This is a genomic window from Kitasatospora sp. NPDC002040, from assembly GCF_040296785.1.
Taxonomy (GTDB): domain Bacteria; phylum Actinomycetota; class Actinomycetes; order Streptomycetales; family Streptomycetaceae; genus Kitasatospora.
Genome location: NZ_JBEOXV010000008.1, coordinates 211,440 through 230,597, shown reverse-complemented (window position 1 = coordinate 230,597; position 19,158 = coordinate 211,440). Strand labels below are relative to the sequence as shown.

Genomic DNA, 19,158 nt, shown 5'->3' with positions numbered 1-19,158 from the left:
GGTTGATCAGGGCCTTCCGGTCTGGTGCGGACGCCCCTGGGCGACGTCCCGCAGGGCAAGGTCGGGGTGGAACAGCGCCGTCTCCGGCAGCTCGGCCTCCATCGAGGTCAGCCCGGTGGACAGGCCCTCCTCGGTGTTGTCATAGCTCTCGGCCATCACCTTCAGACCGTCCGCGATGTACTTGAGCGCGGCGGGCAGATTGCCCAAGCCCTCCAACACCTTGCCGCTGTAAGTGAGATAGCCCTTCTCCCCGTCGGCGAACTTCTCCCCGGAGTCGTCATTGCCCCACGGCACCCGGGCATTCATCCCGGACATGTAGGCACTCAGACCCCGGGTCAGATCGCCGAGTTGGTCCGACCCGGACAGCACTGGACCGACCGCCCCCGCGTACTGCGCGGGATCGACCCGGAACCCCGTCCCGGCATCGCCGGCTGTCGAACCACTCGGCTGCGCAGCCACCTTGGCCACCTGCGTCGCGGCGGTCCGGGCCGACATCGGCTGTTCGTCCATCGTCCCCTCCTCAGCGGCCCGGAGCGGCCGGGGCGCTCTGCCCGGTGGCGGAGCCCGCCTGTTCGGTCTCTTCCTCGAAGGCACCCGTGGTCGCGAGGCGGGCCATCGCGGCCCGCATGAACGGGCTGGGCACCTGGAAGCCCTCCTCCTCGCGCAGCGGCGCCGGCCCGCCTGCCGGAGCAGCGGCCGGACCGCCACCTGCCGGTGCGGACGCGGCCGTCCGGTCCGGCGCCTCCTCGTCCGTACGGCCCCGCCGCTCGGCCACCGACCGAGACCGGTCCAGGAAGGCGTCCTCCGAGGTCGTCGGCGTACCACCGGCTGCCGTACCGTCAGCAGAACCCGTGACCAAGCCGTTCGGCGCTGTCGTCGCGTCCGGCCCGAGCACTGCCGTGGTGAGCTGACTCATCAGGTCGCCCCCGGCGGGGGCGGTCGGCCGGTCGGCCGTCTGCTCGGCCCCGGCGACCACCACCTGCGGCAGCTCGCCGACCGACGTGGTCCTGGACTCCTCGACCCAGCGGCGGCGCATCCGCTGCCACTGCTGGTCGTCCGACTCGTGCCGGACGGCCTGGCCGAGGATGCCGGAGTCCGACAGCACCTGCTCGTCCTCGTCGTCCTCGCAGCCGTACCTGGTGGGCCGGACGAAGCGGGAACCCGCCCCCTTGCCCGCTCCGGCGCCACCGCCCATCGCACCCATGCCGCCCATGCCGGGCATGCCGCCGCCTGCGGCGCGACCACCCGTACCGGCACCGGTACCCGCGCCGGCCGTACCGTGGCCGCCTCCGGCGCTGCCCGCACCGACGGCCGAACCTCCACCGCGCCCGCTGCCGCCCCCGGCGCCACCGGCCATCATCGGGCTGCCCGCGCCGCCGCCGACACCGCCGAGCCGGGCGCCACCACCCATGCCCAGCCCGCCCGTTCGGGCTCCGGCGGCACCGCCCGCAGCGCCTGCGCCGCCCGCGCCGAGTCCGCCCACACCGAGTCCACCGGCACTGCGCCCACCGGGCGTGAACGCCGGCGAACCACCGGGCCGGCCTGACGTACCGCCAGTTCCCGGCACCGCACCCCGGCCGGCCAGCGCACCGCCGGGCAACCCGCCCGGCCGTCCGGCCAGGCCACCGGTGTTGCGCCCGCCGGGCAGGCCACCCAGCCCGCCGCCCAGCGGACCGCTGCCGTCCGCACCCCCCGGGTGGAACGGCGCGAGGGGCTTCATGACCTGGCCCGAACCGCTGCCCCCGAGACCGCCGAGGCCCTCGGGTGCCTGGTGACCCGCCAGTTGGAGACCGGGAGCGGTCGCACTCAGCGGCTTGAAGACCGGCATGCCGGCCCCACCCGAAGCTCCGGAGGAGGAGGAGAGCGTGGGAGCCGCAGCAGGCGTCGGCATCCGGAAGGGCTTGAGCGCGGCAGCGGCAGGCTGGTACGCCGCAGCTCCGCCAGCCCCGCCCGGCATCCCGCCGCCGAAACCGCCCGCACCGGCACCCGTCCCACCGCCGGCGCCACCACCACCACCACCGCTGAAGCCGCTACCGCCACCGCCACCACCGCTGAAGCCGCTCAGGCCGAGGCCGCCGACACCGCCGACCCCACCGGCCCCCGCCCCGAGATCGGGCGGACCGCCCAGCGGACCGCCCGTCGCGCCGGGTGCACCGACCGTGGGCGGCGCCACCGTCGAGACCGAGTCGAGCGTCGTACGGGGCGCCGTCGGACCACCGCTCCCCGCACCGCCCCCGCTCCCCCCGCCGGACAGGGTGGCGACCTGGCCGGCCGCGGTCATCCGCTCGAAGTGCCCGGCTCCCTCGCGGAGCATCGTGTCGACGTTGGTGCCGACCTGGCCGACGTACGTGTTGTACGTGCTGACGGCCTCCTTGATGCCCTCCGACTTGGCGATGTCGTCGTTCTTGCCGGCCGGGTTGTCCTCGATGTACTCCTTCGTGTACTGGAGTTCGCGGATCATCTCGTTCTTGGTCTGGGTGACCGCCTCGATCGCACCGCGCAGTGCCTGCGCGATCCGCCCCGCCGCCGCCACGGTGGTGGCGGCGTGCGAGTCGTCACCCTCGGCGTACTTCTTCAGGTAGCGCCGGTAGCCGTCGGCCGCCTCGCCCTCCATGTGCTGCACGGCCAGCTGGGCGTTGGCGACGATGGTCCTGATCCGGGGCTCGGCCACCGAGCTCCACCGCTCCCAGGCGGTGGCCAGGTCGGCCAGCAGGTCCTCGTTGCTGTCGGGGAAGGTGATGGCCTTCCCGTCCTCGTTGCTCTGGATGACCTTGAGCACTTCGGCCAGGTCGGGAGGGAGCACGATCACGGCGTCTGTCCTTCTGCGGGAGGCTGCTGAGGATGACTGATGCAGGGTCAGAACATGACCGGAACGTAGTCGGGCTCGTCGTCGGCGTGGTTGTACTCCAGCGTCGGCCGGTCCGGATCGTCGTAGGCCGCGGGTGCGACCGGCGGTGCGGCCGGAGGTCCGTCGACCAGCTGGACGCCGGTCGGCCGCGGCGCGTTCGACCGGTCCACCGGAGGCGGCGTCGCACCCGCCCCTTCGACCGTGCGCAGCTCGGCCGAGCTCGCCTCGTCGACGGCCCGGTAGCTCTGGACCATCTGGTGCAGGTTCTCGGCGACCTGGCTGCTGTTGGTCAGGAACTTCTTTATCCCGTCCAGGACTTGCTGCTGATGCTCCGTCAGCCCGCCCACCGAGGCGGTGGCCCCGGTCAGCGACTTGCCCAGCGCGTCGGTACCGTAGGCCGTCGGCCTGATCTGCCCGACCACCGCCAGCAGGTCGGCCGTCGGCCGCTCCAGGTCGTCCAGCATGGTCTGGATCATCTTCGCCGCCGCCTCGACCTCGTCCAGATCGATCCGGAACGACTCTCCCCCGGCCATCCGTCCACCCCTTGCTGCCGCATTCCGAATACCGGGACCACTCTGGTCCGCGGCCATGGCCGTCCGGTGAACGATCACTGTCCGACGGGTGGTCAGAGGGTGATCGCGCCGCCCGGGCCCACCACGTGCAGTCCGGTCTCGCCGAAGGCGATCGCCAACGGCGTCCGGTCCAGCGGCGCCTCGTTCAGCAGCGTCCCGCTGGCCAGGTGCCAGAGCCGGACGGTGTCGAGCGCGTCCCCGGCCGCGACCAGCGCCTCGCCGTCCATCTCCTGGCAGACCAGCGTCCGCACCCCGGCGGCGCCGCCGGGGAGTTCGGTCGCCACGCTGCCGTTCTGCGCGTCCCAGGCCCGGACGGTGCCGTCGTCGGAGCCGACCAGCACCACCGCCCGGCCGTCGTACCGTCCGAAGGCCAGCGCCGCAGCCGGGGCGGTCAGGCCGGTGAGGGCGGGCCCGGGTGCCCCGCTGACGGCGTCCCAGATCCGGACCGTACGGTCGCCGCCCGCCGTCGCGATCAGACTCCGCAGGTCGACCGAGCCCAGGGCCAGTGCGGTGACGCCCTGCTGATGGGCCGCCAGCCGCAGCCGCGGCACCCCGTCCAGCGCGCCCCTGACCCGGACCACTCCGTCCGCGCCACCGGAGACCAGGGCGCCATCGCCCAGTGCCAGCGCGGTCACCGGGCCGGTGTGCGGGGTGGGCACCGAGAGCGGTGCACCGTCCGCCAGGCGGTGGCAGCGCACTGCTCCGGTGACGGTCCCGCAGACCAGCAACTCCCCTGCCACAGCCAGCGAGTTGACCGCGCCGCCGTCGGCGTCCAGCAGGTACCGCTCGGCACCGTCCGCCCACAGCCGGACGGTACCGTCGCCGTAGCCGGCCAACAGGACGGGCGAGCCGTCCAGCGCACCGGCGGCCAGCGCGTTCACCGGGCGCGGGCCGACGGCCGCGCCGACCGGCTCCCACGTACCCAGCTGGGTACCGGACTCGGGCTCCCAGAGCCGGATCCGCCCGCGCTCGTCACCGACCGCCAGGGCCGGACCAGCGGCCAGCGGGACGATGGCCAGCGCGGTGAGCCAGGCCCCGCCGGTGGCCCAGCCGTTGATGCCGGTGCCCCGGTAGACGTCCCAGGTCCGCACCGTGCCGTCCAGCGCACAGGAGGCCAGCACCGGCTCGCCCGCCAGCTCGGTGAAGGCCAGGCCGGTGACGGTGGCGGAGTGGCCGAGCAGCACCGCGAGCAGCTCGCCGGTGGCCAGGTCCCAGAGCCGGATCTCCCGGTCCACCCCGGCCGACGCGAGCACCGCCTGGTCACCCAGCGCGAGCACGGCCAGCGTGCCGACGCGGTGGGAGTGGCCGACCAGCAGGTGCAGTTGGGTGCCGGCACCCGCATCCCAGACCCGGATGGTGCCGTCCCCGCCGGCCGCGGCCACCAGGTCGAGCCCGGCGCAGTGCGCGTACGCCAGTGCCGCCGCGCCCCGGCCGTTGACCGCCAGCAGGCCCAGGTTTCTGCCGTTCTCGGCCCGCCAGGCCCGGACCTCGCCCTCGCGGCCGCCGGAGAACGCCAGCGGTACGCCCTCCACCACCCCCGCCGCCACCACCTGGGCGCCCTCGCCACCCGAAGTGCCGTGCAGCAGCGTGCCGGTGGCGGCGTCCCAGACCTGCACCGCGCCGTCCTCGGCACCGACCGCGAACAGGTCACGGCCGTTCACGGCGCCCAGCGCGACCGCCGTCGGGAGCAGCCCGGAGTCGGCGTCCGAACCGCCGAGTGAGGCACCGCCCGCCGCCAGCTCGGCCAGGCCGAAGCCGCGCCCGGCCTCGGCGAGCGCGAAGGCCGGGCGGCCCCCGACCGTACCGATGGCCGCCGCCGGGCCGGCCTCGGTCGGGTCGACCGCTGCCGACTGGACCAGCTGTCCCGGCAGTTGGGCGGGCAGGTGCGGCTGCAGCAGTTGCCCTGCCAGCGCTTCCAGCAGCCGGGCCACCCCTGGCACGGGGGTCTCGGTACCGTCGGCCCATTCGGTGTCACCGGCGACCAGGCGGCGCGCCTCGGCGGCGCCGCCGCCGACCCCGCCGGGTACCGACCGGAGCGCGTTCAACACCCGGGCCGGCACAGCCGGGTCGACCGTGCCACCGCGCACCACGACGACGTCGCCGACCCGATGCTCGACCCGCACCGCACCGAACTGGTCCAGCGTCAACTCCAGCCTGCCCCCGGCCACTTGCTCCGCACCGACCGAGAAGACCAGCAGCCCCGGCATCCCAACCCCCAGACTCGACACGCCTCGGAAGAGGCAAGAATCAGCCCGGATTCTCGGGTGTCGAGATGGCATACACGGCGTCATACAGGGCGTGGGTAGGAGAACTTCGGGACAACGGCGGGCGTCACCCCGCCCGTGGTCGGCAGGGGCCCGGAACAGGTCGTGGTCCATGAACGCGGCCCAGCTGCCCGGCATCCCCCACAGAATGCCGGACAGCTCCGGTCGCTTCACCGGCGTGGTGACCGTCAGGTTGCCCGTACGGGCACTCCTGAGCCGACGCTCACGCCGCCGTCGCCCGTCTCAGAGGAGTCCGTGCCACATCTGTTCGATGAGGGTGGACCACCAGGTGGTGTCCTTGCGGAAGGTCTGGGGGTCGATCTGGGCGAGGGTGGTCTGGAGGGTGGTGAGGACTGTTGCGGCTTCGGTGGGGTCGAGGTCGGTGAGGGTGGGGCGGGTGGTGGTGAGCTGGGCGAGACTGCGGGCGAAGGTGGAGACGTCGGTGTTGACGAAGCGTCCGCTGCCGGTGCGGGGGTGGATGGCCCAGACGGAGCCTGCTTCGTTGCCGGTGTTCTGCACCGCGATGGTGCAGTGTCCGTCGGTGCCGATGCGGGTCCAGTTGGCGAGGGCGTCGAGGGTGGTGGCTTCGAGGGTGGAGTCCGTCGCCTGGAGGTGGGTGCGCAGGTCGGGGAAGAGCCCTCCGGCGGGCGGGGCGTCAGGCCGGTCGGCGGTGAAGAAGAGCGGGACCTCGGCGGGGAGTCCGGCCCAGGTGAGGGTCGAGCGGGTGGAGTCGGGGAGGTTGGTGGCCGCGAGGTCGTCCGCGTCGTAGCGGGTCACTTCGCCGAAGACGGTGGGGAGTTGGCGGCCGAGTGCGACGTCCCGGACGGGTTCGGCGGGGGTGACCGTGTCGGGTTGGGGTGCGGGGGTGCGGTGGTGGGGGGTGCGGCCGGCGAGGGCGGTGGTGCCTTCGGCGCGTTCGGCGGCGGTGATGCCGTAGGGGTGGTCGAAGGTGATGGTCGCGCTGGGGAAGTGCTGCTGGAGCAGGGCGGCGCCGTAGTTGCCGGGGAGGGTGGCCGGGCGCAGTGCGGTGTGGACGGCGGTGACCGCGTCGGTGGGGATGGCGCGGCGGGCGAGTTCGGCCACCAGCTGGTGTTCGACGGGTGGGTGGCCCGGGGTGCCGGTGAGGTGGATGGTGGCGGGTTCACTGCCGGCGGTGTGGGTGGCGGTGAGGGTGTTGCCGGGTCCGACGCGGGGGCGGTGGTGTTCGCGGTAGGTGTCGATGACTTCGTCGACGGGGATGGAGGACCAGACGGTGAGGGCGCCGGTGTGGCGGTTGATGACTCCGCAGGCGTCGCCGAGGTCGGCCGGGGGGCGGCGGGCGCCGGTGACGGGGTCGCGCTCCAGGGGTGCGGGGGCGGCCCACACGACCCAGCCGAGGTCGAACTCGCGGTGGCGGACCTCGCGCCGCGCACCGTTGCTGTCACTGTTCAGCCAGGCGTCGGCCGTGCTGAGAGCGTGCTCCTGGCTGATCACGAAAAAACTCCTCGTTGAGCAGGGAAATGCTGTGCCGCCCGCACGGTTCTGTCGCTCGGGCTCTGGGTTGCTGTCGTACGGCCTGGGATGCGCCGCGGCCGGCCCGGCCGCCCGCACCTCATCGCCGCTGAGGGTTGGGCTGCCAGTCCGACCCGTTGGCCAGTGGCAGTCCTCCGGGGACCTTCAGTTCGTGGTTCCCACCGAACAGCCGGTCCAGGTCGGCGGCCACAGCGGCCGGGTTGCTGCCCTTCGTGTGGAAGGCCAGGTACTTCTTGAGATTCTGACCGCTGCCCTCGACGATCGGGAAGTCGCTCTTGATCGCCTCCGCCGGGTCGACCCCGGCTCCGGTGATGTCGAGCAGGTCCCGGGACACCCAGGAGTTCTCGAGCGCCTCCAAGGGCCACTCCGCGTACCAATGGCTGTTCCCGAGGAAGGTCCGGTTGGCCACCTGACCGTCCACCGCGATCACGTAGAAGGTGAACTTGGTGTTCCCGAGCTTCTGCCAGTCTGCCAGGTTGGTGTTGGCGCTGATCCGCCCGGCCGCCGCGTTCTCGTACGTCGACGCGATCTGCCCGAACGGCGGTGCCGCGTCCGCGGTGCCGGCCGCCGTGTAGTGCCGGATCGTCCACGTCATGGCGAGCCGGTCCTGAGCCGCCCTCAGATGGACCGGCCTCGGCACCTGCACCGGCTTGATGTGGTCGGTCATCTTGAAACCGGGGTTGACCGAGGAGGTCAGCAGGTCCATCGTCTGCCACGCGTCCAGACCGGCGGTCTCGGGCTGGTTCAGGGCAGCCATCAGCTGCGGGACGGTCTTCGCGTCCTTGATGGCCGTCCGGATCGGCTCCGGGATCGTGCTCTCCCCGGTGTCCCCGGTCGACGGCGGCACCTGCACGACCACGGGCGGGGCAACCACCGGGGCGGCCACCGGAGCAGCAGCCACCGGCGCCGCACCGACCGCTGCCGATTGGAGACTGGCCGGCTTGGGCGGCCGCGGCGGAGGCGTCCGCTTGGTCGGAGCCGGAGTGCCGCTGCTGCTGCCGCCCTCCGGGGAGTCGGCAGCAGGGCGGGCGTCGGGACGCCGGCTGGTGCCGCGCTCCGGATCGGGCTCGACGTCGACCACGCTGCGGTCGGGGCGCAGGACGACGGCGAAGACACCGTTGCCCCCGTCGTGGAGGGGTTCGTGGCTGCGCCGGCCGGACTGTGCGTCGATGTAGGTGATGGCGTTGTCGTGGTTGACGACGTTCCAGGCGTGTCCGCGCCCCTGCGCGTCCGTGGTGATGATCACCGCCTGCGAGCCGTGACCACTCGTCAGGAGGTTCTGCTCCAGCCGGCCGAACGCCTCGGTTCCGTCGCCCAGGTCCGTGAACCTGCCGCCGAGGGAGTCCTCGATCCGGTCGCGACCGGCCAGCTCTCCCAGCGTGGACGGCGGCGTACGCGGGGCGGCGGCGGTGGGGTGCCCGAGATAGGTGTCGACGAGGGAGAGGGCGACGTCGACGCAGTTGTTCGCCCGCCCCGGCGCCCCGTTGTCGACGCCGTTGATGGCGCCGATCCAGTCACCCTCGGCGTCCGGACTCGGGTGCACCTCCGGCGTCCCGTCCACGCGGGGCACCGCACCGTCGATCCGGGCCTGGTCGGCCGCGGTCGGCGGCGCCAACCCGTCCGAACCACCCGGCCGGTAGGCCGTGGCGGGGCGGTACCCCGGGTCGGCGTCGTGGGCCACGGGGTGCGCGGTCACCTCGGCCGCCATCTGGTCCAGCCACCGCTCGTCGGGGGTGAACCAGTTGAGGTCGCTGTTCACCGTCGCCTGCCGCTCGGCGGCCTGCTTCGCGTCACGGCCGCCCGGACCGGTCACTGCATGGGCCGACAGGATCGCCTTGGTGTCCTCCACCATCGCGGCCCGGCGCTGCCTCGCCTGCGCGGCGAGGTTCTGGAGATCGGCGAAGGTGGTGGGCACCTGCTGCCCGCCCTGCTGCTGCGGCCGCAGCGCCACCGGATTGGTCCCGGTGAAGGGGGCCGTCGGGTCAAGGCCCGCCATGGCGCGGAGCGCGTCGCGCTGGGACTCCATCTGCTGCCGCATCACGCCGAGTTGATGCTCCGCCTCCTGCTTCCCCGCCGGGGTCCAGTACGGCTTCGCGAGCAGCTTCGTCGACGCCCGGTCGAACTCGACCAGCTCCTTCTGCGCCAACCCCGCATAGATCCCCGCCACCTGCGCGGCCTGGTCGTGCTCGGTCCCGGGGGTGAGCTTCAGCGGACGGGTCCGGACCGTGCTGACCTGCTCACCGGTCTTGGTCTCCCGGTTCTCCTGGCTGACGATGTGCCAGCCCCCGTCGCTGTCCTGCCAGAGGGTGTTGGTCACCTCGAAGGTCTTGGTCTTGTCGGTGTCCCCGGTGTCCGCGCTCTCGTACTCCTCCCAGCCGAACCAGTCCGTGGGGCGCTGGTCGCGCCGGAACAGGGCCGCCTTCTGGTTGGCCACGTTGCCGTTCGGCGACTGGTAGTGCCAGGCGGTGAAGTGGTCGGGCCGTGCGCTCGGGGTCACGGCCAGGGCGCACCCGTTCATCGTGGGCGTGATGACGAGCTTCGAGGACCCCGCACCGCCGTCTCCGGTCAGCGGGACGTCGGTGTGCCCGATCTTGCCCAGCTCGATCCGCTCGACGCCGTCCGAACCCAGCACCTTGGCCGGCGCTCCGTACATGAACGGGACGTACCCGGGCTGGAGGTAGTCGGAGTCGGGCCCGACCGGAGGCATCGGCTTGTCCTTGACCAGGTTCGCGATCCGGTCGTCGGCCGCGGCGTACTTCTCCAGCGCCGGGGTGAGGACGTAGGACGGCCTGCCCTCGGTGCTCCGGTTCGGGTCGGGGACCAGCGTGAACCAGTGGTTCTGCTGTTCGTCGATCAGCTTCTGCAGATCCGCACGCTCGGACGCGGTCAGCACACCCTCGTGGCGCAGGGCCAGCCCGGCATCGGAGTTGGCGAAGACCAGGTTCTCCTTGAGGAAGGACTCCGGGGTGGCCGCGAGCGCGCCTTCGGTCGTCAGCGGACCTTCCGGCGCGTCGTGGTCCTGACCGTCGGTCAGGCCGTCCTGGTCCGACCGGCCGTCCTGGTTGTCCTGGTCCGACTGACCGTCCTGGCCCGGCTGGTCGCCCTGCGACTCGCCGCCACCGGACCTGGACGTCTCCCCGAGGTCGGTACCGGCCGGATCCGCGGGCGCACCGGTCGGGTGCGCCAGGCTCTGCCGGTACTCGTCCATCGCCAGGAGCTGGGCCTCGTCGAGCTCGAACCTGAAGCCGTCGTACGTCTTCGGCTGCTGGGCGTCCGGCTCCAGGCTCATCCGGCCCATCAGGTTGTACGGGATCACGTGCTCGAACCGGGGTGCCTGGCCCGACTCATGGGCGCTGGGGCCGACCAGGGCGACCCCCTCCGCCCCGAGCCGCTCCAGCAGCGGAATCGACGGGTCGTGCGGAGGCCAGTCCGCCCGTCCCAGGCGCTGACCGGTCTCCTCCCAGATGACCCGCTCCCGCTCGGGGGACGTCTTGTTCCACGTCGCCTTGTCGAAGGTGACGATGTCGAAGCCCTCCTGGTCCGGGTGGAGCCGGACGTTGAGCAGCTCGTAGTCGGTCGGCTTCTTCCGCCGGTAGGGGTCGTAGCGCCCCTCGGCCTGGAGCCCCTCCCTGAACCTGATCTGGTCGTCCAGCGCGATGATCTTCTGCTGGGCGGCCCTGATCTCGTCCGGCTCGGCGTTCTCCGCCTTGAGCCGGTCGAGCTCGATCTTGTGCCCCATCCGGGCCCGCTTGATGCCGTCGATGTCCTCCTGGATCTGCCAGTCCATGTAACCGGAGGCGTCGTTCGGCGAGGACGCGCTGTAGAAGGCGAACCAGTGCCGGTCATTGACCTTCTTGATGGAACTGTCGGGGAACCGACCTTCCTTCAGGCCGTCGGTCTTCGCCGTGGCGCCTGCGTGGTAGAAGACCATCGAGTGGTCCATCCGCTGGACCCCATTCGCCGCCGGCTGGAACTCGGACAGGGACGGATGGCCATCGGGGACCGGGGTCTCGTCCGGATCGTCGTCCTCGTCGTGACCGTGTTCCTCCACGGGCTCGTCGGCATGCTGGTCCGGTACGTCGTCCTCGTAGTCGGGATCGTCGTACTCGTCGTAGTCATAGTCGTCGTAGTCGAAATCGGCGTCGTCGTACGAATGACCGGGGTCGTCGGAGGGCCGGTCCGTGGTGTCCGGCACCGGGGTGACGGGCTTGCGGGCGGGGTCGAGCGGGACCACGAAGATTCCGCCCTCGCCCTGGTGCAGCGGCTGGTCCGACCGGCGGCCGGTCTGGGCGTCGACGTACGTGATCTTGCCGTTGTGGTTGACCGCGTTCCAGGCGTGCGAACGCCCGTGCTTGTCGGCGGTGATGATGACGGCCTGCGAACCGTGGCCGCTCTGACGGAGCGTCCCCTCCAGCCGGCCGAAGGCCGACGGTGTGTTGCCCAGGTACGAGAACTTGGCCCCGAGGGCGTTCTCGATCCGGTCCCGGCCGTTGCGCTCGCCGACCGGCGACGGCCGGCCCTCGGCATCCGGATCGGGTGTCCGCGAAGCGGCAGCCGTCGGATGGCCGGAGTAGGTGTCCACCATCGCCAACGCGACGTCGGCGCAGTTGTTGTTGCGCCCGGGAGTGCGCGGACCGTCGCCGTTGATCGCCCCGATCCAGTTGCCCTCAGCGGGATCCGGGTGCACCTGCGGACGCTTGTCCGAATCGCGCGGCACCGCACTGGCGACCCGCGAACTGTCCAGGTCCGACGGATCGACCAGCCCACCGGGACTGCCCTGCGGCCGCCCGCCGGTCGCGGGCCGGTACGCGTCGTCGTCCGCCCCCGGTTCGGGCAACCCCGGTTCGGGCAGCGCCGATCCGGCGTCGTGCTCCGACGGGGCGTCCACCTCGGTCGGGAGATCCCGGGTGTCGGTCCCCCCCGGCTGGCTGCTGTCGGACTCGGTCTCCGACTCGTACGCGACCGGGGTGTCGTCGTGCATCCACGCCAGCGGATCGACCTCCTGCTGCGTCTCGGAGCCGGACTCGGACTCGGTCTCCGACTCGTACGCAATCGGAGTGTCGTCGTTCATCCACGCCAGCGGGTCGACCTCCTGCTGCGTCTCGGAGTCGGACTCGTTCTCGGACTCGTACGCAATCGGGGTGTCATCGTCCATCCACGCCAGCGGGTCGACCTCCTGCTCCGACTGCTGCGGGCGGGAAGCTGCCGCCTCCGCCTCGGCCTTGACCCGCGCAGCGTCTGCCTCGGCCTTGACCCGCGCAGCCTCGGCCCTGACCCGTGCAGCCTCGGCCTCCGCGTCGGCTTCCGCCTTGACCCGCGCAGCCTCCGCCTCCGCGTCGGCTTCCGCCTTGGCCCTGGCAGCCGCCTCCGCCTGCTCCTTCGCCTGGCGGCGCTGCTCGGCCTCCTGTTCGAGGCGCTGCTGATGACCCTCGGGGGTGTCGTTCTTGACGTCCTGCCGGTAGTCGTCCATCGACTGGAGCTGACCGCTGTCGAGATCGAACTTCGAGCCGCCGAACAGGGAAGGCTGCTCAGGGTTGGGCGTCAGGGACATCCGGTCCATCAGGTTGTACGGAATGATCAGCTCGTACCGGGGGACCGACCCCTCCGAGTCCTGACCGCTGGGGCCGAGCAGCGCCACGTTCCTGCCACCCAGCTGCTCCAGCAGCGGAGTTGACGGGTCAAAGGGAGGCCACGGGCCGTCCGACGCGCGGAGCTCGCCGACCTTCTGCCAGACGGCCGCCTCACGTTCCGGGGATGCCATGTCCCAGGTCGCCTCGTCGATGGTGACGATGTCGAAGCCCTCTTTGCCCGGGCGGAGCTGGACCTTGAGCAGCTCGAACTCGCCGTCCTTCTTCCTCATGCCGTAGCGGCTCTGGTCGAGAAGGTCCTGCCGCATGTCGATCTGCTGCTGCAGATCCTTGACCTTGTCCTCGGCGGCCTTGATGTCCTCCGCCGGGGCTGCCGGGTCCTTCTGGTCCTTGAGGCCCTGGAGGTTCTCGTCGAGTTCGGCCTTGGCGCCGTGGAGGCCGGTGAGATCCTCCTTGATCTGCCAGTCCATGTAGCCGGTGGCGTCGTTGGGCGACGAGGCGCTGTAGAAGCCGAACCAGTGCCGCTGGTCGCGCTTCCTGATGTGGCTGCCGGGGAAGTTGCCGTCCTGGAGCGCCTGGGTCTTCACCGTGGCGCCACCGTGGTAGAAGACCGCCGTGTGATCCAGCTTCTGGATCCCGGACGGGTCCGGCTGGAACTCGGACCTGGAGGGGCCATCGACGACCGGCTCCGACGGACTCTCGGGGTCGGCGTGGCCGGGTGTGTCCGGCGCGACGGGGTCGGGCGTCGGAGTGAGCCCGTGGGTGGGGGCACCGGCGTCGCCGACCGGGCCACCGTTCCGGGGTACGGACGCGGGGGCCTGGTGCGGGGCCGGACGCTGCGGCGGCACCGTGGACGGTCCCGGCCGGGACCCGCCTGCGGTCCCGCCTGCGGTCGGCGGCGCGGCAGCGGACGCGGGTGCGGTGGACGTGTTCGCCTGGTCCGGCATCGGAACGGTGGGGATGGGGCCGGGCGAATCGTTCGACGCACTGGTCGGGTTGACCGGCGCCGTCCGCGTCATGGCCGGGCCGGAGGCGATCCGGGTGCCTCCATCGGGCGCCTGGTCGGTGTCGGTGGACGGTCCCGGCCGGTGCGAGGGGTTCGGCTGCTGCGACGGCGTGTCCGGGCGCTGCGGCGGGGCCGAGTGCTCGGTGGGCTGGGTGGGGACGTCGGCCCGTGGCGCGGCGTCCGGAGCGCGGTCCGGCGTGGGATGTGTCGGCGCGTCCGTGGAGCGCGGCGTGGGGTTGTCCGTCCAGATCGGCGAGCTGTCGGCCTGCCGGGACGTGACCGGCGCCTCGTACGGGGTCAGGTTGTTGCGGGGCGCGGAGTCGTCCGAGCGCCTGCCGGTCGGGCCCTCGTAGGTCGACTCGACGGTGGGGGTGACGTCCGGGTTGCTGCGGTTCGTGGCGAAGGTGCGCGGAGTGGTGTCCTGGTCGGGCTTGCCGTGGCTGTCGGGGTCGGAACCCTCGGAGTAGTTCTGCCGGATGTGGTGCCCGTCGCTCCCGATGTCGGACAGGTTGCCCTGGTCACCGGAGGAGGTGTGGGTGTCGGGGTTGGCGCCCTCGGAGTAGTTCTGCCGGATGTGGTGGCCATCGCTCCCGATGTCGGACAGGTTGCCCTGGTCGCTCGAGGAGGTGTCACCGTGGGAGTCCGGCCTGCTCGAACCACCGGAGTTGTTCGAAGAGTTGGAGTCACCCGAGCCGGACGAACCGGAGGAGTTGCCGGAGGAACCGGTGGAGTTGGAGGAGCCGGAGGACCCGCCCGAACTGCCGGAGCCGGAGGAGTTGCCGGTACCGGTACCGGAGCCGCCGGTGGAGTTGCCGGATCCGCCCGAAGTGTCGGAACCGGTCGAGGAGTTGGACCCGCCGGAGGAGTTGGACCCGCCCGAACCACCGCTGTCGTTGCCGCCGCCACCCGCGAAGTCGGAGGCGTCCGGGATGTCACCGGCGCTGAACTTGCCCTTGAGCGCGGAGGCGCCGCGCATGATGGCCGGGCTGCCCGCGCCGCTCAGGGCCGAGCCGCCCAGGCCGGAGGCGTCCACCTCGCCGGTGAGGGCGAGCTGGGTGACGACGTCGGCGCCGACGTCGGTGAGGGCGCCCTCGACCATCTGGGCCGGGAGGGTGTCCATCTTCTTGCCGATCAGCTTGCCGCCGGCCGCGCCGAGGCCCTTGCCGATCAGGCCGCCCGCCGCACCGCCGATGGCGCCACCGGCGGCGCTCATGCCGAGCTCCTTGCCGTCCAGCTCCTTGCGGTTGCCCGCCGCGAGCTGGATGGTCTGGGCCAGCAGGTTGATCGCGACCTCCTGGAACGCCTCCTTCAGGGCGTACTCGATGATCTCCTTGGCGAGCTTCTTGAGGATCGTCTGGACCGCGGTCTTGCTGACCGTGATCGACGCCGGGATGGTCGCCAGCGAGGCTCCGGCGGTCACCGGTGCGGCGGCCTCGGCGGTGGCGATCTCGAAGGCCAGGATGCCGAGTTGGGCCACGATCGAGATCTTCGCGGTCTCGGTGGAGTTGGCCATCGCCTCCAGGCTGTCGGCCATCGCGTTGCAGGACTTGACCATGCCGGGGAAGAAGCCCGGCTTCTTGCCGTCCGCCGGCAGGGTCAGCTTGTCCCACTGCTGCGACAACTGGTCCGACGCCGCGCCCCGTTGGCCGTCGAGGGCCCGCTTGACGGCCGAGTCGGCCGTCCGGCCGGCCTCGTCCAGGCCCTCGGCCGTGGACCGCCAGTGGCGGGCCATGTCCCGCATCAGGTCCTCTTCGCCCTCGGGCCACCGGGTACCGGCGAGGAGCAGCAGGACCCACTGGAGGGGCTCGGGGAGTTCGACAGCCATGGTGGGTCAGTGCCTTCCGTTGAGCGTGCCGTTGGCGATGTCCCGGAGGACGATGTCCGGCTGGCCGGTGCCGGGGAGCGGGATCTCGGGCTTGCCGATCGTGTCGAGGCCGAACTGCTCGGAGTTCTCGTAGCCGTCGGCCATGCCCTTGAGCCGCTTGCCGATCGTCTCGACGATCTCGGCGAGCGACTTCAGGCCATCCAGGATGTCCCCGGCGTTGCCGAGGTAACCCGGCTCGCCGTCCTCGCCGTTGGCGAAGGTCTTGCCGTCGTCGTCGTTGCCCCAGGGTGCGTTGCCGTGCATGCCGCTCAGGTAGCCGTTCAGGCCGGTGTGCAGTTCCTTGAGGTGGTCGGCCACGCCGAGCACCGGTCCGGCGGCGGCCCGGTACTGCTCCGGGATCGCGACGAACCCGGCACCGGCGCTGCCGCTGCTCGTCGAGGCGGACTGGAGCGAACGTCCGGTGGCGGGCGTGCCGCCGACCTTCAGCGCGGCGGTCAGTCCCTCGGACGCCTCCGGCGTGCCCTTCAACGCGGACGTCACCCCGTCCCCCGCAGGAACACCGGCGTTCATCGCACGCGTCAGCCCCTCGGCCGGGACTCCACTCACGTCCATCGCGCGCGTCAGCCCGTCCGCCGGGACCCCGCTCACGTCCATCGCAGGCGTCAGCCCGTCCGCCCGGGTGCTCCGCATCGCCGGAACGGTCCCGAACGGGTCCTCCCCCACCATGGCCTGCATGGGCATCGCCCGCTCGAAGCCCTGCGCGGGCATCGTCCGCTGGAGCGGCTCCCCGGCCATCGGTGCCATCGGCGTCAGCGGCTCCACCGGCATCGCCCGCACGTACTCGGCCTGGGTGACCGTCCCGATCCGGGCCTCGAAGGCCGGCTCGGTGTCGGCGCTGCCCCAGAGCGGGGCAGCCTGCGGCTCCATGACGGCCCGTCGTGGCGTCGGGGCCACGAATTCGGCCGGTCGGAACTCCGACTGTTCTTCCATGACGATCCCTCATCGAGTCTCTGGGGCAGGGGTGCTGCGGGGAACAGGGAGGGCGGGGCCACGAACGGCCTCCGCCCTCCCGGTGGTACGTGAACTGCTTCGGCGTCAGGCCCGAGGTGCGCCTTCACCGGCACCGGCCGCGTTCCCGGCCGCGATCCGCGAGAGTGCGGCGCGCAGGAACGGGCTGGGCACGTCGTACCCGCCCTCCTGCCGGATCGGCGTCGGCTCGGGGGCCGCCGCCGGTACGGCCTCGGTCACCTGGCCCTCGTCGTCCGGGCGCCCGCGCCGTTCGGCCACCGAGCGCGCCCGGTCGAGGTACTCCTCGTCCGCTGCGGGCGCCGCCGGTGCGGCGGTGCTCCCTTCCGGGGCCACCGCCGAACCGGTCGACACGGCCGGGGAGTCGGCGGAGGTCACAGCTCCGCCCGCCTCCGCCCCGGCCTCGGCCGCAGCCGGCTCGCCGCCCAACAGGGCGCCGGCCAGCTGGGCCATCAGATCGCCACTCCCACCGACCGCCGGCTGGGCTGCGGCAGCTGCCGCAGCCGCCGCGGCGGCCTCACCGGACGAGCCCCCACGAGCTTCGTCCAGCCACTGGCGCCGCATCCGTTCGAAATGCGGGTCGCCTGTCTCGTGGTCGACCTGTTCCCCGCCGACGATCCCTCGGTCCCGTCGACGGCGTTCCTTCTCCTCCTCCGACCCCAACCGGGTCGGCCGGAGGAAGCGATTGCCCCCGGCGCCACCGCCCTTGCCGCCACCGGCTCCGGCGCCACCGCCCATCGCACCCGCGCCGGGCGCACCGGCGCCGCCACGGCCGGTCGCACCCGCGGCCGCGCCGCCGGCCATGCCCCGGCCACCGCCGGCCGCACCACCGGCACCCCGGGCACCGGCGCCGCCGGCCCCGGCCAGGGCACCGGCACCGCGCCCGGCCGCACCGCCACCGGGCATGCCGCCGCCGAAGCCGCCGAGACCGCCGCCGCCCGCACCGCCACCGGCCGAGCCGCCGCCACCGCCGGAGCCGGAGTACGGGGTGAGCGTCGAGCCGTCGCCGATGCCCTTGTAGCCGGGGTGGCCGGCCAGGTTCAGGCCGGGCGGCTGCACCGCGGGCTTGAAGGCCGAATTGCCGCCGGGGCCACCGCCGTTGAGGTAGGGGTTCTTGATCTGCGGCGGCTGGTACGGCTTGACGGCGGGGGGCTGGTACGGCTTGGGCTTCGGCTTGGCACCGCCGCCGCCACCGCCCGCTCCCCCACCGGCGCCACCGCCACCCGCGCCGGAGCCCGCACCGCCACCGCCCGCACCGCCGCCACCCGAGCCGGGCGGCGGCGCCGAGTCGATACCGGTCGGCGGCGGGGTCGGGCCGCCGGGCGGCGGGACCTTGCTGCCGGCCAGGTTGGCGATCTGGGTCGCGGCGTCGGTCGCGGCACCGTGGTCGGCCCCGGCCTTGAGCATGGTGTCGACGCTGCCGGTGACCTGCTTGACGTACGTGTGGTACGCCTCGACGGCGGACTTGATGCCCTCCGACTTGGCGATGTCGTCCTTCTTGCCGGCCGGGTTCTGCTCGATGTACTTCTTCGCGTACTCGAGCTGGTTGATCATGGTGGTCTTGGTGTCGGTGATCGCCGAGGCGGCGCCCTTGAGATGGGCCTCGACCATCTTTCCGGCCGTCAGGATCGTCCCCGCGTGCGAGCCCTCGCCGACGCCGTACTTCTCCAGGTACCGCTCGTAACTCGCGGCCGCCTCACCGGACATGTGCTCGCAGGCGCGCTGGGCGTGCGCCCAGATGGTCCGGATCCGCACATCGGCGACCTTGTTGAAGGTCTCCCAGGCCACCGCCAGGTCGTGGATGCGCTCCTCGTTGCCGTCGGGGAAGAGGACGTCCTTGCCCTCCTCGTTCGCCTGCAAGGTCTTGAGCACGTCCGCAAGCTCGGGAGGCAGCTCTTTCTTCACCGTTGGTTACTCGTTTCCTGGTCGACGCTGGTGCACGGAGGGTGGCGCGGGCGGTGACGGGGGCTGACGGGGTCTCACATCACCTGCGGGCGCCCGTACGTGGGCGTGGGCCTCGGCTCGGGGCGGTCGCCGGCGTGGTTGTAGTCGAGCTTCGGGCCGGCCGTCGGCGAGACGTAGCTCGGGCCGGTGCCGGTCGAGGGCGGGGGCGGCAGCGCGATGTCCGTCCCGTCGCCGATCTTGTTGATCAGGTCGGCGTGCTCGGTGTCGGTCTCGCGGTGGCCGCCGGTCATCGTCTTCAGGTTGGTCGCGACCTGGGCCGTGTTCGCCAGGAAGGCCTTGAAGCCCTCCAGGGTCTTCTTCTGCTGGTCCGCCAGCCCGATCACCGAGGCGGTGGCACCGCCCAGGGACTTGCCGACCAGGTCGGTGCCGTAGACGTCCGGCTTGATCGTCTCGACCAGCGTCGAGAGCTTGATGTACGCCTCTTCCAGGTCGTCGTGCATCAGCTGGATGATCTTGGCGGCATTCTCGACCTCGTCCAGGTCGATACTGAAGGAATCCCCTGCCATGCTTCCCAACCCCTAGGAAAATTCAGAACGATAGGACGGACGGCGG

Annotated in this window: 9 protein-coding genes; all 9 read right to left on the bottom strand. The window is 72.2% G+C overall.

Annotated elements, in window-relative coordinates; all coding sequences use genetic code 11:
• Positions 1-6: 6 nt before the first annotated feature.
• Positions 7-510, bottom strand: coding sequence for a hypothetical protein (locus ABT118_RS20260; RefSeq protein ID WP_350670293.1), 504 nt, complete (start codon positions 508-510; stop codon positions 7-9).
• Positions 511-520: 10 nt separating this feature from the next.
• Positions 521-2,809, bottom strand: coding sequence for a WXG100-like domain-containing protein (locus tag ABT118_RS20255; RefSeq protein ID WP_350670290.1), 2,289 nt, complete (start codon positions 2,807-2,809; stop codon positions 521-523).
• 47 nt (positions 2,810-2,856) lie between these two features.
• Complete coding sequence (locus tag ABT118_RS20250) at positions 2,857-3,381, bottom strand: hypothetical protein (RefSeq protein WP_350670288.1); 525 nt, start codon at positions 3,379-3,381, stop codon at positions 2,857-2,859.
• A gap of 92 nt (positions 3,382-3,473) precedes the next feature.
• On the bottom strand, positions 3,474-5,627 hold the full coding sequence (locus tag ABT118_RS20245; protein ID WP_350670287.1) for a WD40 repeat domain-containing protein: 2,154 nt from the start codon (positions 5,625-5,627) through the stop codon (positions 3,474-3,476).
• A gap of 300 nt (positions 5,628-5,927) precedes the next feature.
• Positions 5,928-7,157, bottom strand: coding sequence for an SUKH-4 family immunity protein (locus tag ABT118_RS20240; RefSeq protein WP_350670285.1), 1,230 nt, complete (start codon positions 7,155-7,157; stop codon positions 5,928-5,930).
• Positions 7,158-7,275: 118 nt separating this feature from the next.
• A complete protein-coding gene (locus ABT118_RS20235; protein WP_350670283.1) occupies positions 7,276-15,615 on the bottom strand; it encodes a toxin glutamine deamidase domain-containing protein in 8,340 nt (2,779 codons plus the stop codon).
• Between the two features lie 6 nt (positions 15,616-15,621).
• Complete coding sequence (locus ABT118_RS20230) at positions 15,622-16,542, bottom strand: hypothetical protein (RefSeq protein WP_350670276.1); 921 nt, start codon at positions 16,540-16,542, stop codon at positions 15,622-15,624.
• A gap of 168 nt (positions 16,543-16,710) precedes the next feature.
• Complete coding sequence (locus tag ABT118_RS20225; RefSeq protein WP_350670274.1) at positions 16,711-18,513, bottom strand: WXG100-like domain-containing protein; 1,803 nt, start codon at positions 18,511-18,513, stop codon at positions 16,711-16,713.
• 107 nt (positions 18,514-18,620) lie between these two features.
• Positions 18,621-19,112: a hypothetical protein gene (locus ABT118_RS20220; protein WP_350670272.1), complete on the bottom strand. Its 492-nt coding sequence runs from the start codon at positions 19,110-19,112 to the stop codon at positions 18,621-18,623.
• Positions 19,113-19,158 lie beyond the last annotated feature (46 nt).